Origin of the sequence: Pseudomonas mendocina (assembly GCA_037482215.1) — a bacterium.
Classification (GTDB): Bacteria; Pseudomonadota; Gammaproteobacteria; order Pseudomonadales; family Pseudomonadaceae; genus Aquipseudomonas; species Aquipseudomonas mendocina_E.
In genome coordinates, this window is the sequence record CP148074.1 from 17,451 (window position 1) to 37,893 (window position 20,443).

18 protein-coding genes are annotated in these 20,443 nt (G+C 58.2%); 12 read left to right on the top strand and 6 right to left on the bottom strand.

Translation table 11 applies throughout. The annotated features are described in order from the left end of the window. Nucleotide 1 precedes the first annotated feature (1 nt). The 4 genes from trkA to def are packed head-to-tail and all read right to left on the bottom strand — an operon-like array spanning nt 2 to nt 4,205. The gene (gene trkA / locus WG219_00085) at nt 2-1,375 is read right to left on the bottom strand and encodes a Trk system potassium transporter TrkA (GenBank protein WXL25926.1); all 1,374 of its coding nucleotides are present in this window, start codon (nt 1,373-1,375) and stop codon (nt 2-4) included. Nucleotides 1,376-1,387: 12 nt separating this feature from the next. Next, nucleotides 1,388-2,701, bottom strand: a complete 1,314-nt coding sequence (rsmB, locus tag WG219_00090) for a 16S rRNA (cytosine(967)-C(5))-methyltransferase RsmB (protein ID WXL25927.1) — start codon at nt 2,699-2,701, stop codon at nt 1,388-1,390. Further along, nucleotides 2,698-3,642: a methionyl-tRNA formyltransferase gene (fmt, locus tag WG219_00095; GenBank protein ID WXL25928.1), complete on the bottom strand. Its 945-nt coding sequence runs from the start codon at nt 3,640-3,642 to the stop codon at nt 2,698-2,700. The genes rsmB and fmt overlap by 4 nt, the downstream gene beginning before the upstream one ends. Nucleotides 3,643-3,698: 56 nt before the next feature. Then, entirely contained in the window at nt 3,699-4,205 is a 507-nt protein-coding gene (gene def, locus WG219_00100; GenBank protein ID WXL25929.1) for a peptide deformylase, read from the bottom strand. A gap of 150 nt (nt 4,206-4,355) precedes the next feature. Between def and WG219_00105 the strand changes: the two genes are divergently transcribed. From WG219_00105 to WG219_00115, 3 genes are all read left to right on the top strand, one after another. Next, nucleotides 4,356-5,381, top strand: coding sequence for a LysM peptidoglycan-binding domain-containing protein (locus WG219_00105; protein ID WXL25930.1), 1,026 nt, complete (start codon nt 4,356-4,358; stop codon nt 5,379-5,381). 88 nt (nt 5,382-5,469) lie between these two features. After that, a complete protein-coding gene (gene dprA / locus WG219_00110; protein WXL25931.1) occupies nt 5,470-6,591 on the top strand; it encodes a DNA-processing protein DprA in 1,122 nt (373 codons plus the stop codon). A gap of 77 nt (nt 6,592-6,668) precedes the next feature. Beyond that, nucleotides 6,669-7,226: an L-threonylcarbamoyladenylate synthase gene (locus tag WG219_00115; protein WXL25932.1), complete on the top strand. Its 558-nt coding sequence runs from the start codon at nt 6,669-6,671 to the stop codon at nt 7,224-7,226. 22 nt (nt 7,227-7,248) lie between these two features. Here WG219_00115 and WG219_00120 read toward each other — a convergent pair whose 3' ends face one another. Beyond that, on the bottom strand, nt 7,249-8,226 hold the full coding sequence (locus tag WG219_00120) for an NADPH:quinone reductase (protein WXL25933.1): 978 nt from the start codon (nt 8,224-8,226) through the stop codon (nt 7,249-7,251). 179 nt (nt 8,227-8,405) lie between these two features. Here WG219_00120 and hemF point away from each other — a divergent pair, with 179 nt between their 5' ends. From hemF to WG219_00135, 3 genes are all read left to right on the top strand, one after another. Then, nucleotides 8,406-9,323, top strand: coding sequence for an oxygen-dependent coproporphyrinogen oxidase (hemF, locus tag WG219_00125; GenBank protein WXL25934.1), 918 nt, complete (start codon nt 8,406-8,408; stop codon nt 9,321-9,323). A 72-nt stretch (nt 9,324-9,395) separates the two neighbouring features. Beyond that, nucleotides 9,396-10,220 carry a shikimate dehydrogenase gene (gene aroE, locus WG219_00130; protein ID WXL25935.1) on the top strand — a complete coding sequence of 275 codons (825 nt, stop codon included), beginning with the start codon at nt 9,396-9,398 and terminating at the stop codon, nt 10,218-10,220. 225 nt (nt 10,221-10,445) lie between these two features. Next, a complete protein-coding gene (locus WG219_00135; protein ID WXL25936.1) occupies nt 10,446-11,180 on the top strand; it encodes a hypothetical protein in 735 nt (244 codons plus the stop codon). A gap of 134 nt (nt 11,181-11,314) precedes the next feature. On the opposite strand, the gene WG219_00140 is transcribed toward WG219_00135, so the two are convergent. Next, a complete protein-coding gene (locus WG219_00140) occupies nt 11,315-11,839 on the bottom strand; it encodes an Mpo1-like protein (protein WXL25937.1) in 525 nt (174 codons plus the stop codon). A gap of 88 nt (nt 11,840-11,927) precedes the next feature. Between WG219_00140 and WG219_00145 the strand changes: the two genes are divergently transcribed. The 6 genes from WG219_00145 to WG219_00170 all read left to right on the top strand — a co-directional run bounded on the left by WG219_00145 (nt 11,928) and on the right by WG219_00170 (nt 20,336). Then, nucleotides 11,928-12,617, top strand: a complete 690-nt coding sequence (locus WG219_00145; GenBank protein ID WXL25938.1) for a Crp/Fnr family transcriptional regulator — start codon at nt 11,928-11,930, stop codon at nt 12,615-12,617. 63 nt (nt 12,618-12,680) lie between these two features. Beyond that, a complete protein-coding gene (locus WG219_00150; GenBank protein WXL25939.1) occupies nt 12,681-14,645 on the top strand; it encodes an alkaline phosphatase family protein in 1,965 nt (654 codons plus the stop codon). Between the two features lie 239 nt (nt 14,646-14,884). Beyond that, nucleotides 14,885-15,631, top strand: a complete 747-nt coding sequence (locus WG219_00155; protein ID WXL25940.1) for an aspartate/glutamate racemase family protein — start codon at nt 14,885-14,887, stop codon at nt 15,629-15,631. A 27-nt stretch (nt 15,632-15,658) separates the two neighbouring features. Next, nucleotides 15,659-16,048 (top strand): nuclear transport factor 2 family protein, encoded by a 390-nt coding sequence (locus WG219_00160; protein ID WXL25941.1) that lies wholly within the window; start codon nt 15,659-15,661, stop codon nt 16,046-16,048. A 54-nt stretch (nt 16,049-16,102) separates the two neighbouring features. Further along, nucleotides 16,103-18,223 carry an FAD-dependent oxidoreductase gene (locus tag WG219_00165; GenBank protein ID WXL25942.1) on the top strand — a complete coding sequence of 707 codons (2,121 nt, stop codon included), beginning with the start codon at nt 16,103-16,105 and terminating at the stop codon, nt 18,221-18,223. 34 nt (nt 18,224-18,257) lie between these two features. Further along, nucleotides 18,258-20,336, top strand: coding sequence for an FAD-dependent oxidoreductase (locus WG219_00170; protein WXL25943.1), 2,079 nt, complete (start codon nt 18,258-18,260; stop codon nt 20,334-20,336). The last annotated feature ends 107 nt before the right edge of the window (nt 20,337-20,443 follow it).

The following is a 20,443-nucleotide window of genomic DNA, read 5'->3' on the forward strand; positions in this document are numbered from 1 at the left end:
CTTAGAAGAAGGTCAGGCCAACCTGGAACAGGCGCTCGGCGTCACGAATGTGCTTCTTATCCACAAGGAACAGAATGACATGGTCACCGGACTCGATGACGGTGTCGTCGTGGGCGATCAGCACTTCGTCATTACGGATGATTGCACCAATCGTGGTTCCTGGCGGCAGGTCGATGCGTTCGATGGCGCGGCCCACCACCTTGCTTGATTTGGCGTCGCCGTGGGCAATCACCTCGATGGCTTCGGCAGCGCCACGGCGCAGTGAGTGCACGCTTTCAATGTCGCCGCGACGCACATGAGTCAGCAGAGTGCCGATGGTGGCCAACTGCGGGCTGATGGCGATGTCGATTTGGCCGCCTTGCACCAGGTCCACGTAGGCCGGGTTGTTAATCAGGGTCATCACCTTGCCTGCGCCCAGGCGCTTGGCGAGCAGAGAGGACATGATGTTGGCTTCGTCGTCGTTGGTCAGCGCGAGGAATATATCGGCGTCGCTGATGTTCTCCTCTACCAGCAGGTCGCGGTCAGAGGCACTGCCCTGAAGCACGATGGTGCTGTCGAGTGTTTCCGAGAGGTAGCGGCAACGGGCCGGGTTCATCTCGATGATCTTCACCTGATAACGGCTTTCGATGGCCTCAGCCAGACGCTCGCCGATCTGTCCGCCACCGGCAATCACCACGGTTTTGTAGCTGTCTTCAAGGCGACGCATTTCGCTCATCACTGCGCGGATGTGAGCCTTGGCAGCAATGAAGAAGACTTCGTCGTCCGCTTCGATGATGGTGTCGCCCTTGGGCATGATCGCCCTGTTACGGCGGAAGATGGCCGCGACACGGGTGTCGACGTTGGGCATGTGCTCGCGGATCTGTTTGAGCTGTTGGCCTACCAGTGGGCCGCCGTAGTAGGCGCGCACCGCCACCAGCTGCGCCTTGCCTTCGGCAAAGTCGAGTACCTGCAAAGCGCCGGGGTATTCGATCAGGCGTTTGATGTAGTTGGTGACCACCTGCTCCGGGCTGATCAGCACGTCCACCGGGATCGCTTCGTTATCGAACAGGCCGCTGCGGGTCAGGTAGGCCGCTTCACGCACACGGGCAATTTTGGTCGGGGTGCGGAACAGGGTGTAGGCCACCTGACAGGCGATCATGTTGACTTCGTCGCTGTTGGTCACCGCGACCAGCATGTCGGCATCATCGGCACCCGCTTGGCGCAGGACCGTTGGGAACGAACCCTTACCCTGTACCGTACGGATATCCAGGCGGTCACCGAGGTCGCGCAGGCGATCACCGTCGGTATCGACCACGGTGATGTCGTTGGCCTCGCTGGCCAGGTGTTCCGCCAAGGTGCCGCCAACCTGGCCAGCACCGAGAATGATGATCTTCATGCAGTCTGTTCCTTAGCCGCGTGGTGTGGCCGCGATTTTCATCAGCTTGGCATAGTAGAAGCCATCATGGCCGTCTACTTGTGGGAATAATTGCCGTCCATGGGTGGTTTTGATCCCGAACTGGCCAGCAATATCCAGCTCCCGTGCGCCCGGTGTGCGGGCCAAAAATGCGCCAATGTTGTCACTGTTTTCGGCAGGCATCACTGAGCACGTGGCATACACAAGAATGCCCCCGACATCGAGTGTTTGCCAGATGGTGTCGAGCAATTCGCCCTGCAACTGTGCCAACGCCGGAATATCGTCGGCCTGGCGGGTCAGTTTGATGTCCGGATGGCGGCGGATCACGCCGGTGGCCGAACAGGGCGCATCGAGCAGGATGCGCTGGAATGGCACACCATCCCACCAGGTGGCAATGTCACGGCCGTCAGCAGCGATCAGTTCGGCACTGAGGTTAAGGCGTTGCAGGTTTTCGCTGACGCGCTGCAGGCGCTTCTCTTCCAGATCCAGCGCCACTACACCTTTGAGTTTGGGTTCGCTTTCGAGGATATGGCAGGTCTTGCCGCCGGGGGCGCAGCAGGCATCCAGAACGCGCTGGTTAGGCGCCAGTTGCAGCAGCTCAGCAGCCAGTTGCGCCGCTTCATCCTGCACGCTGACGCGGCCTTCGGCGAAGCCCGGCAGGGTGGTCACGTCACAGGCCTGAAGCAGGCGAATGCCGTCTGCGCTGAACTGGCAAGGCTGGGCTTCGATACCAGACTGATGCAGCTCGGCGAGGTAGGCGTCGCGGCTGTTGCGCAGACGGTTGACCCGCAGAATCAGCGGCGGATGGCCGTTGTTGGCAGCGCAGATGGCTTCCCAGTGCTCCGGCCACTGCGCTTTGAGGGCCTTTTGCAGCCAGCGCGGGTGGGCGGTGTGCAGTACCGGGTCGCGATCCAGCTCGGCGATGATTTGCTCACCGTCGCGCTGGGCATTGCGCAGCACGGCATTGAGCAGGCCTTTGAGGGACGACTTTTTCAGCTTATCCACACAGGCCACTGTCTCGCCAATCGCGGCGTGGGCCGGAATGCGCGTGTAGAACAGCTGATACAGGCCCACCAGCAGCAGCGCTTCGACGTCGCGGTCAGCCGCCTTGAATGGCTTTTGCAGCAGTTTGCCCGCGATCAAGCTCAGGCGTGGTTCCCAACGTGCGGTGCCGAAGGCCAGGTCTTGGGTGAGGCCGCGATCGCGGACTTCCACCTTATCCAGTAGCGGCGGCAAGCTGGTGCCCAGTGACGCTTTGCCATTGAGTACGGCGGCCAGGGCGCGGGCGGCGGCTAAACGTGGACTCATGCGCCGAGCACCAGCCCCGGTGCGAACTGCTCGCGGCGGCTGTTGAACAGGTCAGAGAAGTTCAGCGCCTTGCCGCCGGGCAGCTGCAGGCGGGTCAGACGCAGGGCGCCCTCGCCACAGGCTACGGTCAGGCCTTGTTTGTCTGCATTGAGGATGGTGCCGGGGGTACCGCTACCCTCGCCTGCTTCGGCGGCGTGAATCTTCACAGCTTCACCTTGCAGGGTGCTGTGGCAGATCGGCCAAGGATGGAAGGCGCGAACCAGTCGTTCCAGCTCAACTGCTGGGCGCGACCAATCGACACGGGCTTCGTCCTTGTTCAGCTTGTGGGCGTAGGTGGCCAGGCTGTCGTCCTGCACTTCACCTTTCAGGCTACCGTCGGCGAGGCCGCTGATGGCTTCGATCACGGCTTTAGGGCCGAGTGTGGCCAGGCGATCATGCAATGTACCGCCGGTGTCTGTAGCGCTGATCGGCGTTGTGACTTTGAGCAGCATCGGGCCGGTGTCCAAGCCCGCTTCCATTTGCATTACGGTGACGCCGGACTCCGCATCACCGGCTTCGACGGCGCGTTGGATTGGCGCGGCGCCACGCCAGCGTGGCAGCAACGAAGCATGGCTGTTGATGCAGCCCAGACGCGGCGTATCCAGTACGACCTGCGGCAGGATCAGGCCATAGGCAACCACCACCATCAGGTCCGGCTTAAGCGCCGCCAGCTCCGCCTGTGCATCAGGGTCGCGGAGGGTCAGCGGTTGGTACACGGGAATACCGTGTTGCACAGCCAGTTGCTTGACTGGGCTTGGGGTCAGCTTCTGACCACGTCCGGCAGGACGGTCCGGCTGGCTGTAAACAGCGATGATCTGGTGTGGCGTGTCGAGCAAGGCCTTGAGGTGCTCGGCGGCAAACTCGGGGGTGCCGGCAAAGACAATGCGCAGTGGCTCGGTCATGTTCGGGTCTCTTGCATAGAAAAAAGGCTTGCCGCAGCAAGCCTTTGGATGTGGCATCAGCCGTTGAGGCGATGCTGTTTTTCCAGCTTCTTCTTGATCCGGTCGCGCTTAAGGTTGGACAGGTAATCAACAAAGAGCTTGCCGTTGAGGTGGTCGCACTCGTGTTGGATGCACACGGCGAGCAGGCCTTCGGCGATCAGCTCGAACGGCTGGCCATCGCGGTCAAGGGCCTTGATTTTGACTTTCTGCGGACGGTCAACGTTCTCGTAGAAGCCAGGAACGGACAGGCAGCCTTCCTGATACTGGTCCATCTGATCGGTCAGCGGTTCGAACTCCGGGTTGATAAACACACGGGGTTCGTTCTTTTCTTCAGACAGGTCCATCACCACAACACGTTTGTGTACGTTGACCTGGGTTGCGGCCAAGCCGATGCCCGGGGCGTCATACATGGTTTCAAACATGTCGTCGATCAGTTGACGCAAGGCGTCATCGACCACCTCCACAGGCTTGGCGATGGTGCGCAAGCGAGGGTCGGGAAATTCGAGGATATTAAGAATCGCCATGGCGTTTGTGATGCACTTGTGGAATATAGATAAAATCCGCTGCTAAGATGGGACGCAGCAACCAAAAAAACGGCTTCACGCCGCAGCACGACTGATTATCGCGGCGCTAGGGCGATCTACGTGAAGACACATAATAAAGGGATTCACCGCATGAGGAAATCACTACTGGCCGTGCTGCTGCTTGCCGCAAGTGGCCTAGTTCAGGCCGCAGTGCAACTCAAAGACGGCCATCCGGACCATTACACCGTGGTTCGGGGCGACACGCTCTGGGACATTTCGGGGAAGTTTCTAACTCAACCCTGGAAATGGCCGGAGATCTGGCATGCCAACCCTCAGGTCAAGAACCCTCACCTGATCTACCCTGGTGATCAGCTTAGTCTGGTTTACGTTGATGGCCAACCGCGCATCATGCTTAACCGGGGTGAGTCCCGCGGCACCATCAAGCTTTCGCCACAGGTCCGCAGCACGCCAATGGCAGAAGCAATTCCAACCATCCCGCTGGAGGCTATCAACAGCTTCCTGCTGGTCAACCGCATTGTAGACACGCCTGAGCAGTTCGACCGTGCCCCGTACATCGTGGCTGGTAATGCCGAGCGTGTGGTCAGTGGCGCCGGTGACCGGGTCTATGCCCGTGGTCAATTTGATGCCAGTGCTCCGATATACGGCATCTTCCGTCAGGGTAAAACCTACCTCGATCCGGACACCAAAGAGTTCCTCGGCATCAACGCTGACGACATCGGTTCCGGTGAAGTTGTTGCGACTGAAGGTGATGTTGGCACACTGCAGCTGACCCGTTCGACTCAGGAAGTGCGTCTGGCTGACCGTCTGTTCCCAACTGAAGAGCGTCCAATCAATTCCACATTCATGCCGAGTGAGCCGGAAGGCGAGATCAATGGCCTGATTCTGGATGTGCCCCGTGGCGTGACTCAGGTCGGTCAGTTTGATGTGGTCACCATCAACAAGGGCCTGCGTGATGGTCTGAAGGAAGGCAACGTTCTGGCTATCCTGAAAACCGGTGAAACGGTGCGCGACCGCGTGACCGGTGACGCCGTGAAGATTCCAGACGAGCAGGCTGGTCTGCTGATGGTCTTCCGCACCTACGACAAGCTGAGTTATGGCTTAGTTTTGCGAGCGACTCGCCAATTGGCGATTATGGATAAGGTGACAAATCCATAATGTTTTAAGCTGAAAAGCCCCGTAAATGCGGGGCTTTTTATTGCCCGCATGTTTTTGCCGCTATGCGGCTCTGGTCAAGGATGATCATATGCAGGCCTCCAATCTTTCCCCTGCTGAACTCGAAGCCCGTCTACGTTTGCACGGCCTGCCCGAAATGGGGCCGAAACGGATTCGTAAGTTATTCACAGCCTTCGATAGCGCATCTGCCGCGTTAAGTGCCCCAGCCAGTGCCTGGCGTGCGCTGGGTTTGCCGCAGAGCAGTTGTGATGCCCGGCGCAGCCCGCAGGTGCGCGAACAGGCCGCTGCAGCGCTGCTGTGGCTGGAGGGTGAGCGCCATCATGTACTGTGCTGGGATGATCCGTGCTACCCGGCGCTGCTGGCTGAGCTAAGTGATGCCCCACCGTTGCTGTTTGTTGCTGGTGAGTCCTGCATTCTGGAGCAGCCCCAGCTGGCCATGGTCGGCAGCCGCAATGCGTCGAAACCGGGGCTGGATACCGCGCACAGCTTCGCCCGCAGCCTGGCTGCCGGAGGCTTTGTTATTACCAGTGGTTTGGCGCTGGGTGTGGATGGTGCCGCGCATCAAGGGGCTTTGGATGCAGGTGGTAAGACGGTTGCCGTATTGGGCACTGGCCTGCAGCGCATCTACCCGGCGCGGCATAAGCGGTTGGCTGCTGAAATTGTTGAGCGTGGTGGGGCACTGGTGTCGGAGCTGCCGCTGGACTGCCCACCCCATGCGAGCAACTTTCCCCGTCGCAATCGAATCATCAGTGGTCTTTCACTGGGTGTCTTGGTGGTTGAGGCCAGCCCGGCCAGCGGCTCGCTGATCACCGCCCGCCTGGCCGCGGAACAAGGCCGTGAGGTGTATGCGATCCCAGGCTCGATCCACCATCCCGGCGCCAAGGGTTGTCATCAACTGTTGCGTGAAGGCGCCACGTTGGTGGAGAGCATCGAAGACATCATGCAGGCATTGCGTGGTTGGCAACGTGTACCGACAGTGACTCAAACGCCCACACAGTTGCCGCTCATGCAAACGCCCATGAACCCTGTATTGAGCCTGCTACATGCTGCTCCCCACAGCAGTGAGGCGCTTGCTTTGAGTTTGGGGATAAGTCTCAGTGAGGTGCTGGTGCAGCTCACCGAGCTGGAATTGGAGGGGCTGGTTGTTTGTGAATCGGGGTTGTGGATGGGTTGCGGGCAGCCGACGCGCTGATCTGAAAGCCGATGACCTGCTGGGACGGATGCCCCGGCGCGGGTAAACTGCGCCGGTGTTTTTGCGGAGTACGTGCAATGGCCAGCAACTGGCAGATTCAACAAGCAGCGCAGGTTATCCGGGCTGGCGGCGTGATCGCTTATCCGACTGAGGCGGTATGGGGCTTGGGCTGCGATCCGTGGGATGGTCTTGCTGTGGAGCGCCTGCTGGCGCTGAAAAACCGCCCAGAACACAAAGGGGTGATTCTGGTCGCGGCAGATATCGACCAGTTCGATTTCATTCTCGATGGTTTACCGGATGTTTGGATTCAGCGTCTTGAAGGCAGCTGGCCGGGGCCGAACACTTGGCTGGTGCCGCACCAGAACCTGCTGCCGGAGTGGATCACCGGTGAGCACGACAGTGTGGCCCTGCGTGTGACCGATCACCCGCTGGTGCAGGCGTTGTGTCGTCACACCGGGCCGATCGTATCCACCTCCGCCAACCCAGCTGGGCGCCCTTCTGCCCGCAGCCGCCTGCGGGTGGAACAATACTTCCCGCGTCAGCTAGATATGGTGCTCGGTGGCAGCCTCGGCGGGCGCAAGAACCCCAGCCTGATCCGCGACCTGGCCACTGGCGACGTCATCAGACCGTCCTGACCCCGTAGGGTCAGGCGTCAGGTTACGGCAGAAGGATGGTTGAGCCGGTGGTTTGCCGGGCGCTCAGGGCGCTTTGGGCAAGGCCGGCTTCTTTCAATGCGTAACGGTTGCTGATATCCACCTGCAGCTTACCGCTGCCGATCATGTCAAACAGCTCGTCAGCCATGCTGCGCAGGCGCTGTGGGGTATCGGCATAACCAGCCAGATTCGGGCGGGTGACGAACAGCGAGCCCTTCTGGGTGAGGATGCCCAGGTTGACGCCGGTTACCGCGCCGGAGGCATTGCCGAAGCTGACCAGCAGGCCGCGTGGTACCACGCAGTCCAGCGAGGTTTCCCAGGTGTCCTTACCGACGCCGTCATACACCACTTGGCATTTCTTGCCGTCAGTTAATTCCAGCACGCGCTGGGCGACATTCTCATGGCTGTAGTTGATGGTGGCCCAAGCACCGAGCTGTTTGGCGCGCTCAGCTTTTTCATCGGTACTGACCGTGCCGATCAGCTTAACGCCCAGGGCTTTGGCCCACTGGCAGGCCAAGGAGCCGACGCCACCGGCGGCAGCATGAAACAGGATGGTTTCGCCGCCTTTAAGGTCGTAGCACTGGCGCAGCAGGTATTGCACGGTGAGGCCCTTAAGCATCACCGCAGCGGCCTGCTCGAAGCTTACTGAGTCCGGCAGTTTCACCAGGTTATCAGCCGGCAGTACGTGCAGCTCGCTGTAAGAGCCCTGCGGGCCGGTGGCGTAGGCCACGCGATCCCCCACTTTGAAGTCGGTGACGGCTGAGCCGATAGCCTCGACTACACCAGCCCCTTCACTGCCCAGTGCCGAGGGCAAGCTACCTGTGGAGTACAGGCCGCTGCGGAAATAGGTGTCGATAAAGTTGAGGCCGATGGACTTGTTTTGCACCCGTACTTCGGTTGGCTGCGGTTCGCGCGGCTCGTAATCAACATACTCGAGTACTTCCGGGCCGCCGTGCTGGCTGAATTGAATGCGCTTGGCCATGGTCAATCCTTCGTGTGCAATTGCTGTAAAGAAGCGCTCAAGAGCGCGGATATGCGTCTATCCAATCGCCTTCATTGACGGACGTCAACTGCTGGGGCCAGACGGCAGATGCTATGCTTGCCGCCAATTTCGTTACCCGCACTGCCAGCGGGTCACTTAGTCCTGTTCAAGGTGCTGCCGTGAGTAATCGTACCGAGGCTGTAAAAGCCTATTTGCTAGACCTGCAAGACCGCATCTGCACTGCCCTGCAAGCTGAGGATGGCGGTGCTGAGTTTTTTGAGGAGTCGTGGGAGCGTCCGGCTGGCGGCGGTGGCCGCACGCGGGTGATTGAGAATGGCGCGCTGATCGAAAAGGGCGGCGTCAACTTCTCCCACGTGTTTGGTGACAGCCTGCCGCCATCGGCCAGTGCGCACCGTCCTGAACTGGCGGGCCGTGGCTTTCAGGCCATGGGCGTGTCGCTGGTGATCCACCCGGAAAACCCCTATGTGCCGACTTCCCACGCTAACGTGCGCTTTTTCAGCGCCGAAAAAGAAGGCGAAGAGCCGGTGTGGTGGTTCGGTGGTGGTTTCGACCTGACGCCTTACTACGCCAATGAAGAAGACTGCGTGTACTGGCACCAGGTGGCGTTCGATGCATGCAAGCCGTTTGGCGATGACGTCTACCCGAAATTTAAGGCCTGGTGTGATCGCTACTTCCACCTCAAGCACCGTGGCGAGCCGCGTGGCATTGGCGGTTTGTTTTTCGATGACCTGAATGAGTGGGACTTCGACACCAGTTTTGCCTTTATGCGCGCTATTGGTGACGCCTACATCAAGGCCTACCTGCCAATTGTGCAGCGCCGCAAGCTGACGCCTTATGGAGAGCGTGAGCGCGAGTTCCAGGCCTATCGCCGTGGCCGTTACGTTGAGTTCAACCTGGTGTTCGACCGGGGCACCCTATTCGGTCTGCAATCCGGTGGCCGTACAGAGTCCATTCTGATGTCGTTGCCGCCTCACGTTCGTTGGGGTTACGACTGGAAGCCAGAGGCAGGTAGCGAAGAAGCCCGCCTTACGGAGTATTTCCTTCAGGACCGTGACTGGCTCAAACTTCAGGGCTAAGTTGCACCACGCTGATTCGGGGCCATTTGGCCCCGTTTTGCTGTCCCCCGGTTTTGGCTTTAAGGATTTTCCATGGATCGCTACGCTGTTTTCGGCAACCCCATCGGTCATAGCAAGTCACCGCTTATCCACCGGCAGTTTGCTGACCAGACGGGTGAGGACCTCAGTTACGAAGCGCTGCTGGCGCCGCTGGACGACTTTTCCGGGTTTGCCCAAGCGTTCTTCCGCGATGGCCAGGGTGCCAATGTCACCGTGCCGTTCAAGGAGCAAGCCTTTGCTCTGGCCAACAGCCTGACCCCACGTGCGCAGCGCGCAGGCGCTGTTAATACGCTGAAGAAACTCCGCGACGGCAGCCTGCTTGGCGACAACACCGATGGCGCCGGTCTGGTTCGCGATCTGCGGGTGAATAACGCAGTTACCCTTAAAGGCCAGCGCATCCTGCTGCTCGGTGCTGGCGGTGCCGTACGTGGCGTGTTGCAGCCTCTGCTGGCTGAGCAGCCGCAGTCATTGGTGATTGCCAACCGGACAGTAGAAAAGGCCGAGCAACTGGCCAGTGAGTTCGCTGATTTGGGCCCGGTGGTTGCCAGTGGTTTCGATTGGATAGACGCGCCGGTCGATCTGATCATCAACGGTACTTCGGCGAGTCTGGCGGGCGAGCTGCCGCCGATTGCCCCGAGCCTGATCAAACCGGGCCATACCGTGTGCTACGACATGATGTACGGCAAGGACATGACCGCCTTTAACCGCTGGGCCACTGAGCACGGCGCGGCAAGGACTTTGGATGGTCTGGGTATGTTGGTCGAGCAGGCTGCAGAAGCTTTCTTCGTCTGGCGTGATGTCCGTCCAACGAGCCAGATCGTGCTGGCTGAGCTGCGCCGTTTGCTGGCGCTGAGCTGAGTTATTGATCGCGGGCGTGGGTTCTCCACGCCCCACCTCCTCTCTTTTTTCCGCAAATGATGTAAGGGGATTTGTGCTGAAAATCGGCATAAACAGCCCTAACTTTCTGACGAAATCACTCTTTCGGCTGCTTCCTCAGGCTGAGCACTGAAGTACTCTCTCACGCGTATGTACAAGGATGTCTTGTATTGAGTCGCTCACAAAAATAATAAAGGAGCACCCGTTATGCGTCCCTTCGCGTTCTTCCGCCCATTGATGCTATTGCTTGTGACTGCCACTGTGTCGATCCAATCGGCATTGGCGATCACCCCTCAGGAACAGGTTCAGGTACAGGCCAGTCGGGCTACCAGCAGCCTGATGATGTTGCGTGGTGAGGGTTTCCAGTCCCGTCAGCTGGAAACACTTGAAGCCGATCTGAGTGCCCTGAACAAAGCGGTTGCTGAGCTGCCACAGGGTAGCGAGGGCTTGAACAAAGCCCATGCAGAGTTGGTTAAACAGATTCGTCTGGGACTGTCCTTCGGCCCCAATGAAGAAGACATGCCGTGGCGCTATCCCTCCGATCTGAGCCTGGCTCTGCTGGCTGTGCTGTCTGAGGCCCGCAAGTTGGCTGAGCCCGGCCAAAGTGAGTTGGCGGCGCAGGTGGAATATTTGTCGGTGCAATACATGAGCCGCTCCTATCTGGGCAGTTTTGAAACGGCCCGCGAACAGCCGGATACCTACCTCGGCCAAGATGAGCGGAAAATTGTGCCAGCCGTGGATGAAGAGCTGAAAAAACTCTCAGTGAAAGATAACCCTGAGCTGAATAAGTTGATTACCCGGTGGGATTACCTGCGTGCGGCACTGGTCGACCTGAACAGCCAGAGCAATACCTTGCAAAGTGCATCAGGCCGGCCGTTTGCACCGTTGACGGTGTACCGCCATACGCGTTCCTTCACCAATCAGTGGATGGCCAAGTACTAATGGGTTGCGGCGTTTCAGGCGGTAGCGGGCGCTGATTGGCGATAGTGTGCTGCCGGGGATTTGGGGGCGTTCGCGGCTGAAGCCGATCCTGTGGTGAGCGGTGCTGTAGGATCGGTTTCAGCCGCGAGTCTGGCTCAGGCAGCGGCGCTTTTGTTGCGGATGCACACCGGGCCGGAACGCTCGACGACAACCTGCTCCACCTCTTTACGCAGGCCCAGCAGGAAACCGGCTTCAGCCACAACAAACAACGGGCCGATGGCCAAGCCCATGATGTCATCAACAAACGCAGGCTTACGGCCTTCGTAGTAGTGGCCGACAAACTGAATGATCCAGCCCACCACGAACAGGCCGATTCCGCTCGCAAGCCATACGGCGGTGCTTTGCACAGCGGCGACGGCGCCTGCCCAGAGGGATAAGAGCAGCAACGCAACCATCACCAGACCCAGTTGCCGGTCCAGCCGCAGGTAGAACAGACTGGCTATTGCGACAACGACCGCCGCCGGTGACAACCAAAGACCAGCGATGTCGAATCCCGGACGGGACAGCAGAATGGCCACCGCCAGCACAATCATCGGAATGCCGATAAAGTGGCTGATGATATTGCGTTGATCGCGGTGGTAAGCCGCGTATTGAGCCAGATGATCAACCAGAGTTTTCATAATTATTCTCCTCAGGTGGTACAGGCCTTCAGCATGAATAAGCCAGCAGCCCTGTACTGTCGCCTAGCCGACAAACTGTGAGTCAGCGATGAATGACATACAGCGGTATCAAACCTGCTTGCTTCAAGGTAATTGGTTTAGCAGTTTGCCCAAGGCTTTGCAGCAGGCCTTGATCAGCCTCGCCCAGGTGCAGCATCTGGAGGTGGGGCAGGTGCTGTTTCGGCGCGGTGACAAACCCTGTGGGCTGTATGCGGTGGTCGAAGGTGGCGTGCGTGTGGGCGCCGTTAGTAGCAGCGGCAAAGAGGCGTTGCTGAGCCGTGTTGAACCGCCCTATTGGCTGGGGGAAATCTCTCTGTTTGACGGCCAGCCACGTACACACGATGTATTCGCCGACAGTGCCACGACGCTGCTGTGGATAAGTCAAAGCAAGCTGCTCGCCCTGCTTGATCAGGAGCCCCGCTACTGGCGGGATTTCGCACTGCTGATGAGCCAGAAGTTACGCCAGACCTTTGTCCATCTGGAGGACATGAGCCTATTGCCTGCGCCCATTCGCCTGGCAAGGCGCCTGTTGGCGATAGCCAACAACTACGGCGAAGGCGGCCAGCCTCGCTTGTTGATTAGCCTGCCTCAAGAGCAGCTGGCGTTGATGCTGGCAATCTCCCGCCAGACCACCAATCAGATCCTCCGGGAGCTGGAGAGTCAGGGTATTCTGCGCTTGAATTACGCGGAGATCGAAATCGTCGATCTGAAGCGACTGCAACAGGCTGCTCAACTCTGAACCCCGGCTGTGTCAGGGCGTCTATCCGTTATCGCCCACACAGTGGTGGAGAATTGTTTTTTCATGTCTTTTTCTGATTACAACCCTGCTCCCCTGCCTCCGGTATTGTCCGGCCCCCTGCTACGCCTTATGCAGCCACAGCGGCTGGTGCTGTGGTTGGTCGGGCGCGAACCACTAAACCTGACCCTGCAACTGGTTGTGGATAAGCAAAGCCAACGCCATCCGTTGCAAGGCGAGTGTTGCCAGGTTGTTCAAATTGGTGAGCGGGCCTTTATCCATCTGATTGACCTGCAACTGGATACAGCCTTGCCAGAGGATGTGCAGATCGACTACGACCTGCTCATCAACTTGCCGGAAGTGGGTGAACAAGGTATTGCCGAGTGGGCGCCGCATCTCCTCTATGAAGGGGCGCACACTCCGAATTTTGTTCTGCGTAAGCGCATCGACCACATGCTGCATGGCTCTTGCCGCAAACCCCATCACTCATCCCCGGATGGCTTGCTGTGTGTGGATAACCTGCTGGCCGAGCCCCATACGCCTGAGCAGCGTCCAGCGCTGCTGATGATGAGCGGTGACCAGATTTACGCCGATGATGTGGCAGGGCCCATGCTGTTTGCCATTCACCAGGTTATCGAACGTTTGGGGCTGTTTGGGGAGCACCTGCACGGTGCCATTGTGGATAACAGTGATGAGCTGTATGTGCACCCCGCTGGGTATTACGATCGCCCGCAATTACTGCCGGATACAGCAAACAACGATGGGATTTCCAAGCGCTTTTTCGGGGGTGTGAAAAAGCCGATTTTCACCAGCAGCAATGCCGATAACCATCTGGTCACCTGTGCCGAAGTGCTCGCCATGTACCTCTTGGTCTGGTCGCCGATGCCCTGGACGTTGTTGGATTATTCGCAGCCTACGCTGACTGAGAAAGAGCAAGAGCGTTATCAGAAGGAACGTGTGCGCATTGATGCATTCCGCCTGGGGCTGGATAAAGTCGCACGGGCCCTGGCGCACATGCCAACGCTGATGATCTTCGATGACCATGACATCACCGATGACTGGAACCTCTCTGCGCAATGGGAGCTGACCGCTTACGGTCATGCGTTTTCACGGCGCATTATTGGCAACGGTCTGATCGGTTACATGCTGTGCCAGGCGTGGGGCAACAAGCCTGAGGCCTTTGCCGGTCTGCTGGAGATTTTCAAGGAGATGATGGCAGGCCGAGATGAGCGCAATTTCTATGATTGTGAACAACAGGACACACTGATCCAGCGTTTTCACCAGTTTCACAACTGGCACTATGTGCTGCCGACAACACCGGCCTTAGTGGTGCTGGATACCCGCACCCGGCGCTGGCGCAGCGAATACAAACTCAAGCGTCCGTCTGGGTTGATTGATTGGGAGGGGCTTAGCGAGTTTCAGCAGGACCTGCTTGATCATCCGTCGGCCATTATCGTCTCACCGGCACCCATGTTTGGCGTGAAGCTGATTGAGACGGTACAGAGAATCTTCACCTGGGCCGGTCACCCACTGATGGTGGATGCGGAAAACTGGATGGCTCACCGCGGTGCTGCACAGGTGATGCTGAATATCTTCCGCCATTCACGCACGCCTGGTAACTACGTGATTCTCTCCGGCGATGTGCATTACTCATTCGTCTATGAAGTGCACATCCGCTACCGCCAGAGCGGCCCGAGAATCTGGCAGATCACCAGCAGCGGCATCAAAAACGAGTTTCCCCGGCGCTTGCTGGACTGGTTCGACCGGCTTAATCGCTGGCTGTACTCGCCGCGCTCACCGCTGAACTGGCTGACCAAGCGCCGCGATATGGAAGTCAAACCGCGCATTCCTTCCCGCAGCCGTTCAGGCGAGCGTTTGTGGAACGGCTCGGGCATTGGTCAGGTGTTCTTTAATGAGAAGGGCCAGCCTTGCGGCATCTACCAAATCAATGCTGATGGCTCGCCCACAGTTTCATTTGAGGACAACCGTGACGAGGCTAATGAGGCCAAGTCACTTGCGCAGGCTGAGTAAGGCTTTGCCGTGATCGCTATGGTATCGCCCGGACTGAGGTGCAGAGCAATGATCCGGGCGTTCACTTTGCGAGATGGGTTTTCAGAGTGAAAAAACTCAAACCCGCCAAAAGGTAGGGGAATTATCACTTATTCATATAAATCAATAAGTTAGATTAGTTGGCAAGTTCCTTGCTCCTGTCTTGATGGGCAATCAGCATCAGCCCGTACAAAAACAATAACCGACAGGATGCTCACCTGATGAAACGTATTAAGGTCATCATTCCGATCCCTATGGATCAGGCCGGTGCTGATAATCGCGCCAGCCAGCTACCCGCTCACCTGATTCTCCCTGGTTTTCACCCCGAATTCGTTCCCGTAGCCCGCGGCGCTTCGCTGGCTGATTCTGCGTTTGATGTACTGCTGATGGATTTCTCCGTGGTCCAGGCTGGCATTCGTGCAGAAGAGGAAGGCTACGATGCCGTATGCATCGACACCGTCAGCGACTCAGGCCTGGCTGCCCTGCGCTCTCGCCTGAATATTCCGGTCATCGCACCGGGTATGGCCGCGTTCCACATGGCTTGCATGCTGGGCAAGAAGTTCAGCGTTATCACCATGTGGGATGAGTGGTTCCCGCTCTACGAAAAGACCCTCACCGAATACCAACTGTGGCCCCGTGTGGCGTCGCTGCGCTCAATCAACACGCGCCCGGATCTGAAAGAGCTGCTGGCTGGTAAGGAAGAAGTGGTCTTCGCCAAGCTGGAAGCCGAAGCACGCAAAGCCATGGAAGAAGATGGCGCCGACGTGATCGTCCTCGGCTCCACCACCATGCACCAGTCGCACGCCTATCTGAGCGAGCGTCTACCGATCCCGGTAATCAACCCCGGCCAGGTTTCCTACAAGCTCTGTGAATTGATGTTGTCACTCGGTTTGAAACAGAGCCGCAAAGCCTATCCCGCTCCGCAAGCGCCCAATGATGCGGCTTACCACGCATTTACTGGCCTTTGACTGACGCTCGATTGAGAGGAATTACGCATGTCCCGTTTGACCCGCGCACAACTGATTGAACTGGCTGAGCAGAAATACTTTGCCAACGTCGACAAGAAGAACATGGCTGATGTGTTGGCCTGCATGCATGACGACGTGGCCTTCACCATCCAGACCGACAACCTGACCCATCCGGGTGTGGCTGGCGTTGAAAAGATGTTCGACAACCTCTTCGCCAACTTCGATGAGATCTGGCACGGCGATTTCGAGACTGCTGCCGACGAAGAAACTCAAACCGTCTGCTCCCGTTTCAATGTTTACCTGAAAGACCCGCAAGGCAATGAAACCCGTCTGCGTAACTGCAACTTCTGGTATGTCGAAGACGGCCGCTTCAAACGTGTATTCGTCTTCATGAGTGGTGAAAACGTGCTCCGCTGATGTGCTTCCGGGCCGGCAACGGCCCGTTTTTTTCCTGAAAGCAAGGCTCACGACATGACACAAAATAATAAGAACCCTGGTGAAAACACTTATCCTCATCTGTTTTCGCCGCTGCGAATTGGCAACATCACTGTTCGTAACCGCTTGATGCAAACGGCCCACGCAAAGGGCTTCCATTCTGGCGCAGGCCTGACCAATAACCGTGATATTTACTACCAGGCTGAGCGCGCTAAAGGCGGCATTGGTCTGATCGTCACCGGCGCCCGCCACACCCACCCGACCTCAACTGGCCCCAATCGTTGCCTGGCTCGCGGTAACCGCGAAGAGATCATTGAGCGCGACGCCGAGATGGTGCGGGCGGTGCATGAGTTCGGCGGCCGCATCATTGCCCAGATCATCCACTTTGGCCCGCAGGGTCGCAGCGGTGCACTGGACGATTACCGTGAGCTGTGGGGCCCTTCCACCATGAAGTCCCCCGCTTATAACGAGTGGGCGCGGGAAATGACCCGTGAGCAGATGCGTGAAGTCTCCGAGCACTTTGCTCTGACTGCACTCAACTCCAAAGCCGCGGGATTTGATGGCGTGGAGCTGCATTTCTCCCACGGCTATTTGCACCAACAATTCCTTTCATTCGTCTACAACAAGCGTACGGATGAATACGGCGGCACGCTGGATAACATCGTGCGCTTCCCGATTGAAACCATGCAGGCGGTGCGCGATGCCGTCGGCCCGGATTTTGTTGTCGGCATTCGCGTGTCCATGGACGAGTGCAGCGTCGATGGCATGAAGGCCGATGTGGCCACCGAAATGACCTGCAAGCTCGTGGAAACCGGCCTGATTGATTACGTCAGCGCCACTGCGGGCACCTACGCGGCTCACGCAGACCAGATTCCGCCGGGCGATTACGCTGAAAACTGGCTGGTGGACGATGGCGCCCGCCTGCGCAAAGCGGTCAAAGCCATTCGTGATATCCCAGTGTTTATCGTGGGTCACATTGTTGACCCGGCTAAGGCCGAATCGCTGGTAGCGGAAGGCGCTGCGGACATGATCGCCATGACCCGCACGCAGATTGCCGATCCAGAGTTTGCGAATAAGCTGCTGCAAGGCCGTGAAGACGAAATCAACCATTGCATCCGCTGCAATCAGGCCTGTATTGCTCGCTTGATGGCGGGTAATGCCATCTCTTGTGTGGTTAACCCGGCAGCCGGACGCGAACAACGCTTTGGTAGCCATACCTTCAAGCCAGCCAGCGTAGCCGCCAAATGGTTGGTTGTGGGCGGTGGCCCGGCGGGTATGCGTTCTGCGCTGGAGCTGGCCCGTCGCGGGCATTCCGTACGCCTGGTCGAGGCCAGCGACAAGCTGGGCGGCCAGATCAATCTGGCGGCAAAACTACCGCGTCGTCACAAGTTTGGCTTTATCCCTCGCGACCTTGAGCGCCAGCTGCGTAAGGCCGGTGTCGAGATCAGCCTGAATACGCGTCTGAGCGCTGACGAAATCGTTGCGGCGAAAGCCGATGGCGTGATCATCGCCACCGGTTCCACACCACTCAAGACAGCCTTCACCTCGACCCGCCCTGCAGTGGATCGCGTGCCAGGCACTGAGCAAGACAACGTATTCAGCGTGGTCGAAGTGCTGCAAGGCACGGCGCAGCTGGGCAAACGTGTGGTGCTGTTCGATGAGGATGGTGGTCGTTACGCCCTGGGTACAGCCGAGTACCTGCTCGACCGTGGCCATGACGTGCACATCATCAGCCGCTTTATTTCCCTGTCACCGAACCTGGCCCTGACCCTCGATTTGCCGGTGAATTACCGTCACGTCTTCGCCAAAGGCCTGCGTTACACCCTCAACAGCTGGGTGCGCCGTATCGACGGTGGCAAGGCACAGATCTTCAACCTGTTCACCGATCAGGACGAGGCTGTGTTGGAAGCCGACAGCTTCATCATCGCCGCTGGGCATCGCTCGGTGGACGACTTGTACCAGCAGCTGCAAGGCCGTGTGGACAAGCTGTATTGCATCGGTGATGCGCGCCTGCCGCGTCCGCTGCAAGACAGCATCTACGAAGCCATGCTGGCCGGTCGAGAAATCCTCGATGACCCGAATCGCTTTATTGAACAAGGCGAGCTGGAAGGCTTTGACCTTCAGTGGCGAGAGACCTTGATTAGCAGCGCCCAATAAGAAAATTTCCTGTCTGATTGATGAGACAAAGACCATGACCGTAGAGCGTTATCCCCACCTGTTCGAGCCGTTGAAGATCGGCAATATCACCGTGCGCAACCGCATCATGCAGTCTGCACATGCCATGTCGTTCAACTCGCCGGATGGCTTGACCAACAACCGTGATATTCACTATCACGTGGCCCGCGCCAAAGGTGGTATCGGCCTGATGATTACGGGCAACCGCCTGATTCATCCGACCTCCAACACCTTCTGCCGGGGATACTCCTACGGTTATCGTCCGGAAATGGTTGAACGCGACCGGGCGCTAACAGATGCGGTGCATGAGTACGGCTCGCACATCATTGCCCAGCTCAACCACTTTGGTGTGATGGGCGAAACCCATGCGATGGATGACTACCGTGTGCTGTGGTCGTCCTCCAACATTAAGTCTCCGGTGTTCGGTGAAATGGCCAAGGCCATGGAGCGCTCGGACATGGACGAGATCGTCGAAGGCTGGGTGCGTTCAGCGCGCTACTCGAAAGAGGCCGGTTTTGACGGTGTTGAAGTGCACCTGGCTCACAGCTACCTGCTGCATCAGTTCATTTCGCCGCTGTTCAACAAACGTACTGATGAGTACGGCGGCAGCTTTGAAAACCGCATGCGCTTCCCGCTGGAAGTGATCCGCGCGGTGCGTGAAGAAGTCGGCAAAGACTTCGTCGTTGGTATCCGTATGAGTGCTGACGAAATGGTTCCGGGCGGCATGGAAGTGCAGGACTGGATCAAAGTCGCACAAACCGTCGAAGCCACTGGCGACATCGACTATGTGATGACCACCGCAGGTGTTTACCAGTCCGCCACTTACATCATGCCGCCGTACGACGTACCGAATGGCTGGCTGGCTGACCCGGTTGCGCGCCTGAAGCGCTCGGTCAACATTCCGGTGTTCGTGGTATCCGGTATCGGCAGCGCGGGCGAAGCGGAAGCGATTCTGGCCCGTGGCGACGCTGACATGGTGGCCATGACCCGTGCTCAGATCGCTGACCCGGAATTTGCCAAGAAAACCAAAGAAGGCCGTGAAGATGAGATCTATCACTGCCTGCGTTGTAACCAAGGCTGCGTAGGGCGGCTGTTCCAAGGCACCTCCATGACCTGCCAGATCAACCCCGGTACTGGTCGTGAAGAAGTCTTTGGCGTGCAGACCCTGAAACTGGCTCCGGCGCAGAAGCACTGGGTTGTGGTCGGTGGTGGCCCTGCCGGTATGAAGGCTGCAGAAGGTCTGGCCAAGCGCGGCCATCGCGTGACCCTGTTGGAGAAATCCAACGAGTTGGGCGGCCAGGTTAACTACGTGATTCGTATGCCACGCCGCGACTCCTTCGCCTGGATCACCGAAGACCTCAAGGTGCACATGGCCAAGGCGGGTGTCACTGTTCGCCTGAACCACACGGCGACCGTAGATTCAGTCAAAGCCCTTGCGCCGGACGGTGTAATCGTGGCCACCGGGTCTTTGCCGGATCGCAGCGGCTACTCCGACGTGAACCCGCTGGTGGATCAGGTGCCGGGTATCGACGCCGATCACGTCTTCACCGCTCTGGATGTGCTGGATCATCCGGAAAAACTCGGCAAGCGCGTGCTGGTCATCGACGATGAAGGCACCCGTTATTCTGCCGGTATCACTGAGAAGCTGGTTGAGAACGGCCATCAGGTTCACGTGCTGACTCGCTGGAACGCACTGTTCCACAAACTGGGCGTGACCTTGGATCAGCCGATTGTGTACGCCAACCTGTTTGCTCAGGGACTGACTTACACCCTGAACGCCTGGGTCAGCCAGATTCGCGGCGGCGATGTGGATATCTTCAACCTGTATACCGCTGATGAAGAAACCCTGAGCGGCTTCGACAGCATCGTTCTGTGCATCCGTCACCTGCCTCAACAGCAGCTGTATTTCGACCTGAAAGATGCGCTGCCGAATGTTCACCGTGTGGGTGACTGCGTGACGCCGCGCCGTACCGACCACGCTATTTTCGAAGGCTTCCTGGCGGGCCGCGAGATCTTCGACAACTGGCAGCGTTATATCGAACCTGGTGCGATCGAGCAGTTCAACGGCCCGCTGTCCCGTGAGGCGTTTGAATAAAAAGCGTTTTCCCTGATGTGCACTGCCAAGGATGGCTTTTTTTGTATGCAAAAATACGACTGGTAATCCCTGATTGCCGGTCGTTTTGTTTTTAGAGTTGTGTGAAT

Bases quoted from the DNA above. Each gene is read 5' to 3' on its own strand.
- trkA (WXL25926.1), bottom strand. From the start codon at position 1,375: ATGAAGATCATCATTCTCGGTGCTGGCCAGGTTGGCGGCACCTTGGCG.
- rsmB (WXL25927.1), bottom strand. From the start codon at position 2,701: ATGAGTCCACGTTTAGCCGCCGCCCGCGCCCTGGCCGCCGTACTCAAT.
- fmt (WXL25928.1), bottom strand. From the start codon at position 3,642: ATGACCGAGCCACTGCGCATTGTCTTTGCCGGCACCCCCGAGTTTGCC.
- def (WXL25929.1), bottom strand. From the start codon at position 4,205: ATGGCGATTCTTAATATCCTCGAATTTCCCGACCCTCGCTTGCGCACC.
- WG219_00105 (WXL25930.1), top strand. From the start codon at position 4,356: ATGAGGAAATCACTACTGGCCGTGCTGCTGCTTGCCGCAAGTGGCCTA.
- dprA (WXL25931.1), top strand. From the start codon at position 5,470: ATGCAGGCCTCCAATCTTTCCCCTGCTGAACTCGAAGCCCGTCTACGT.
- WG219_00115 (WXL25932.1), top strand. From the start codon at position 6,669: ATGGCCAGCAACTGGCAGATTCAACAAGCAGCGCAGGTTATCCGGGCT.
- WG219_00120 (WXL25933.1), bottom strand. From the start codon at position 8,226: ATGGCCAAGCGCATTCAATTCAGCCAGCACGGCGGCCCGGAAGTACTC.
- aroE (WXL25935.1), top strand. From the start codon at position 9,396: ATGGATCGCTACGCTGTTTTCGGCAACCCCATCGGTCATAGCAAGTCA.
- WG219_00135 (WXL25936.1), top strand. From the start codon at position 10,446: ATGCGTCCCTTCGCGTTCTTCCGCCCATTGATGCTATTGCTTGTGACT.
- WG219_00140 (WXL25937.1), bottom strand. From the start codon at position 11,839: ATGAAAACTCTGGTTGATCATCTGGCTCAATACGCGGCTTACCACCGC.
- WG219_00145 (WXL25938.1), top strand. From the start codon at position 11,928: ATGAATGACATACAGCGGTATCAAACCTGCTTGCTTCAAGGTAATTGG.
- WG219_00150 (WXL25939.1), top strand. From the start codon at position 12,681: ATGTCTTTTTCTGATTACAACCCTGCTCCCCTGCCTCCGGTATTGTCC.
- WG219_00155 (WXL25940.1), top strand. From the start codon at position 14,885: ATGAAACGTATTAAGGTCATCATTCCGATCCCTATGGATCAGGCCGGT.
- WG219_00160 (WXL25941.1), top strand. From the start codon at position 15,659: ATGTCCCGTTTGACCCGCGCACAACTGATTGAACTGGCTGAGCAGAAA.
- WG219_00165 (WXL25942.1), top strand. From the start codon at position 16,103: ATGACACAAAATAATAAGAACCCTGGTGAAAACACTTATCCTCATCTG.
- WG219_00170 (WXL25943.1), top strand. From the start codon at position 18,258: ATGACCGTAGAGCGTTATCCCCACCTGTTCGAGCCGTTGAAGATCGGC.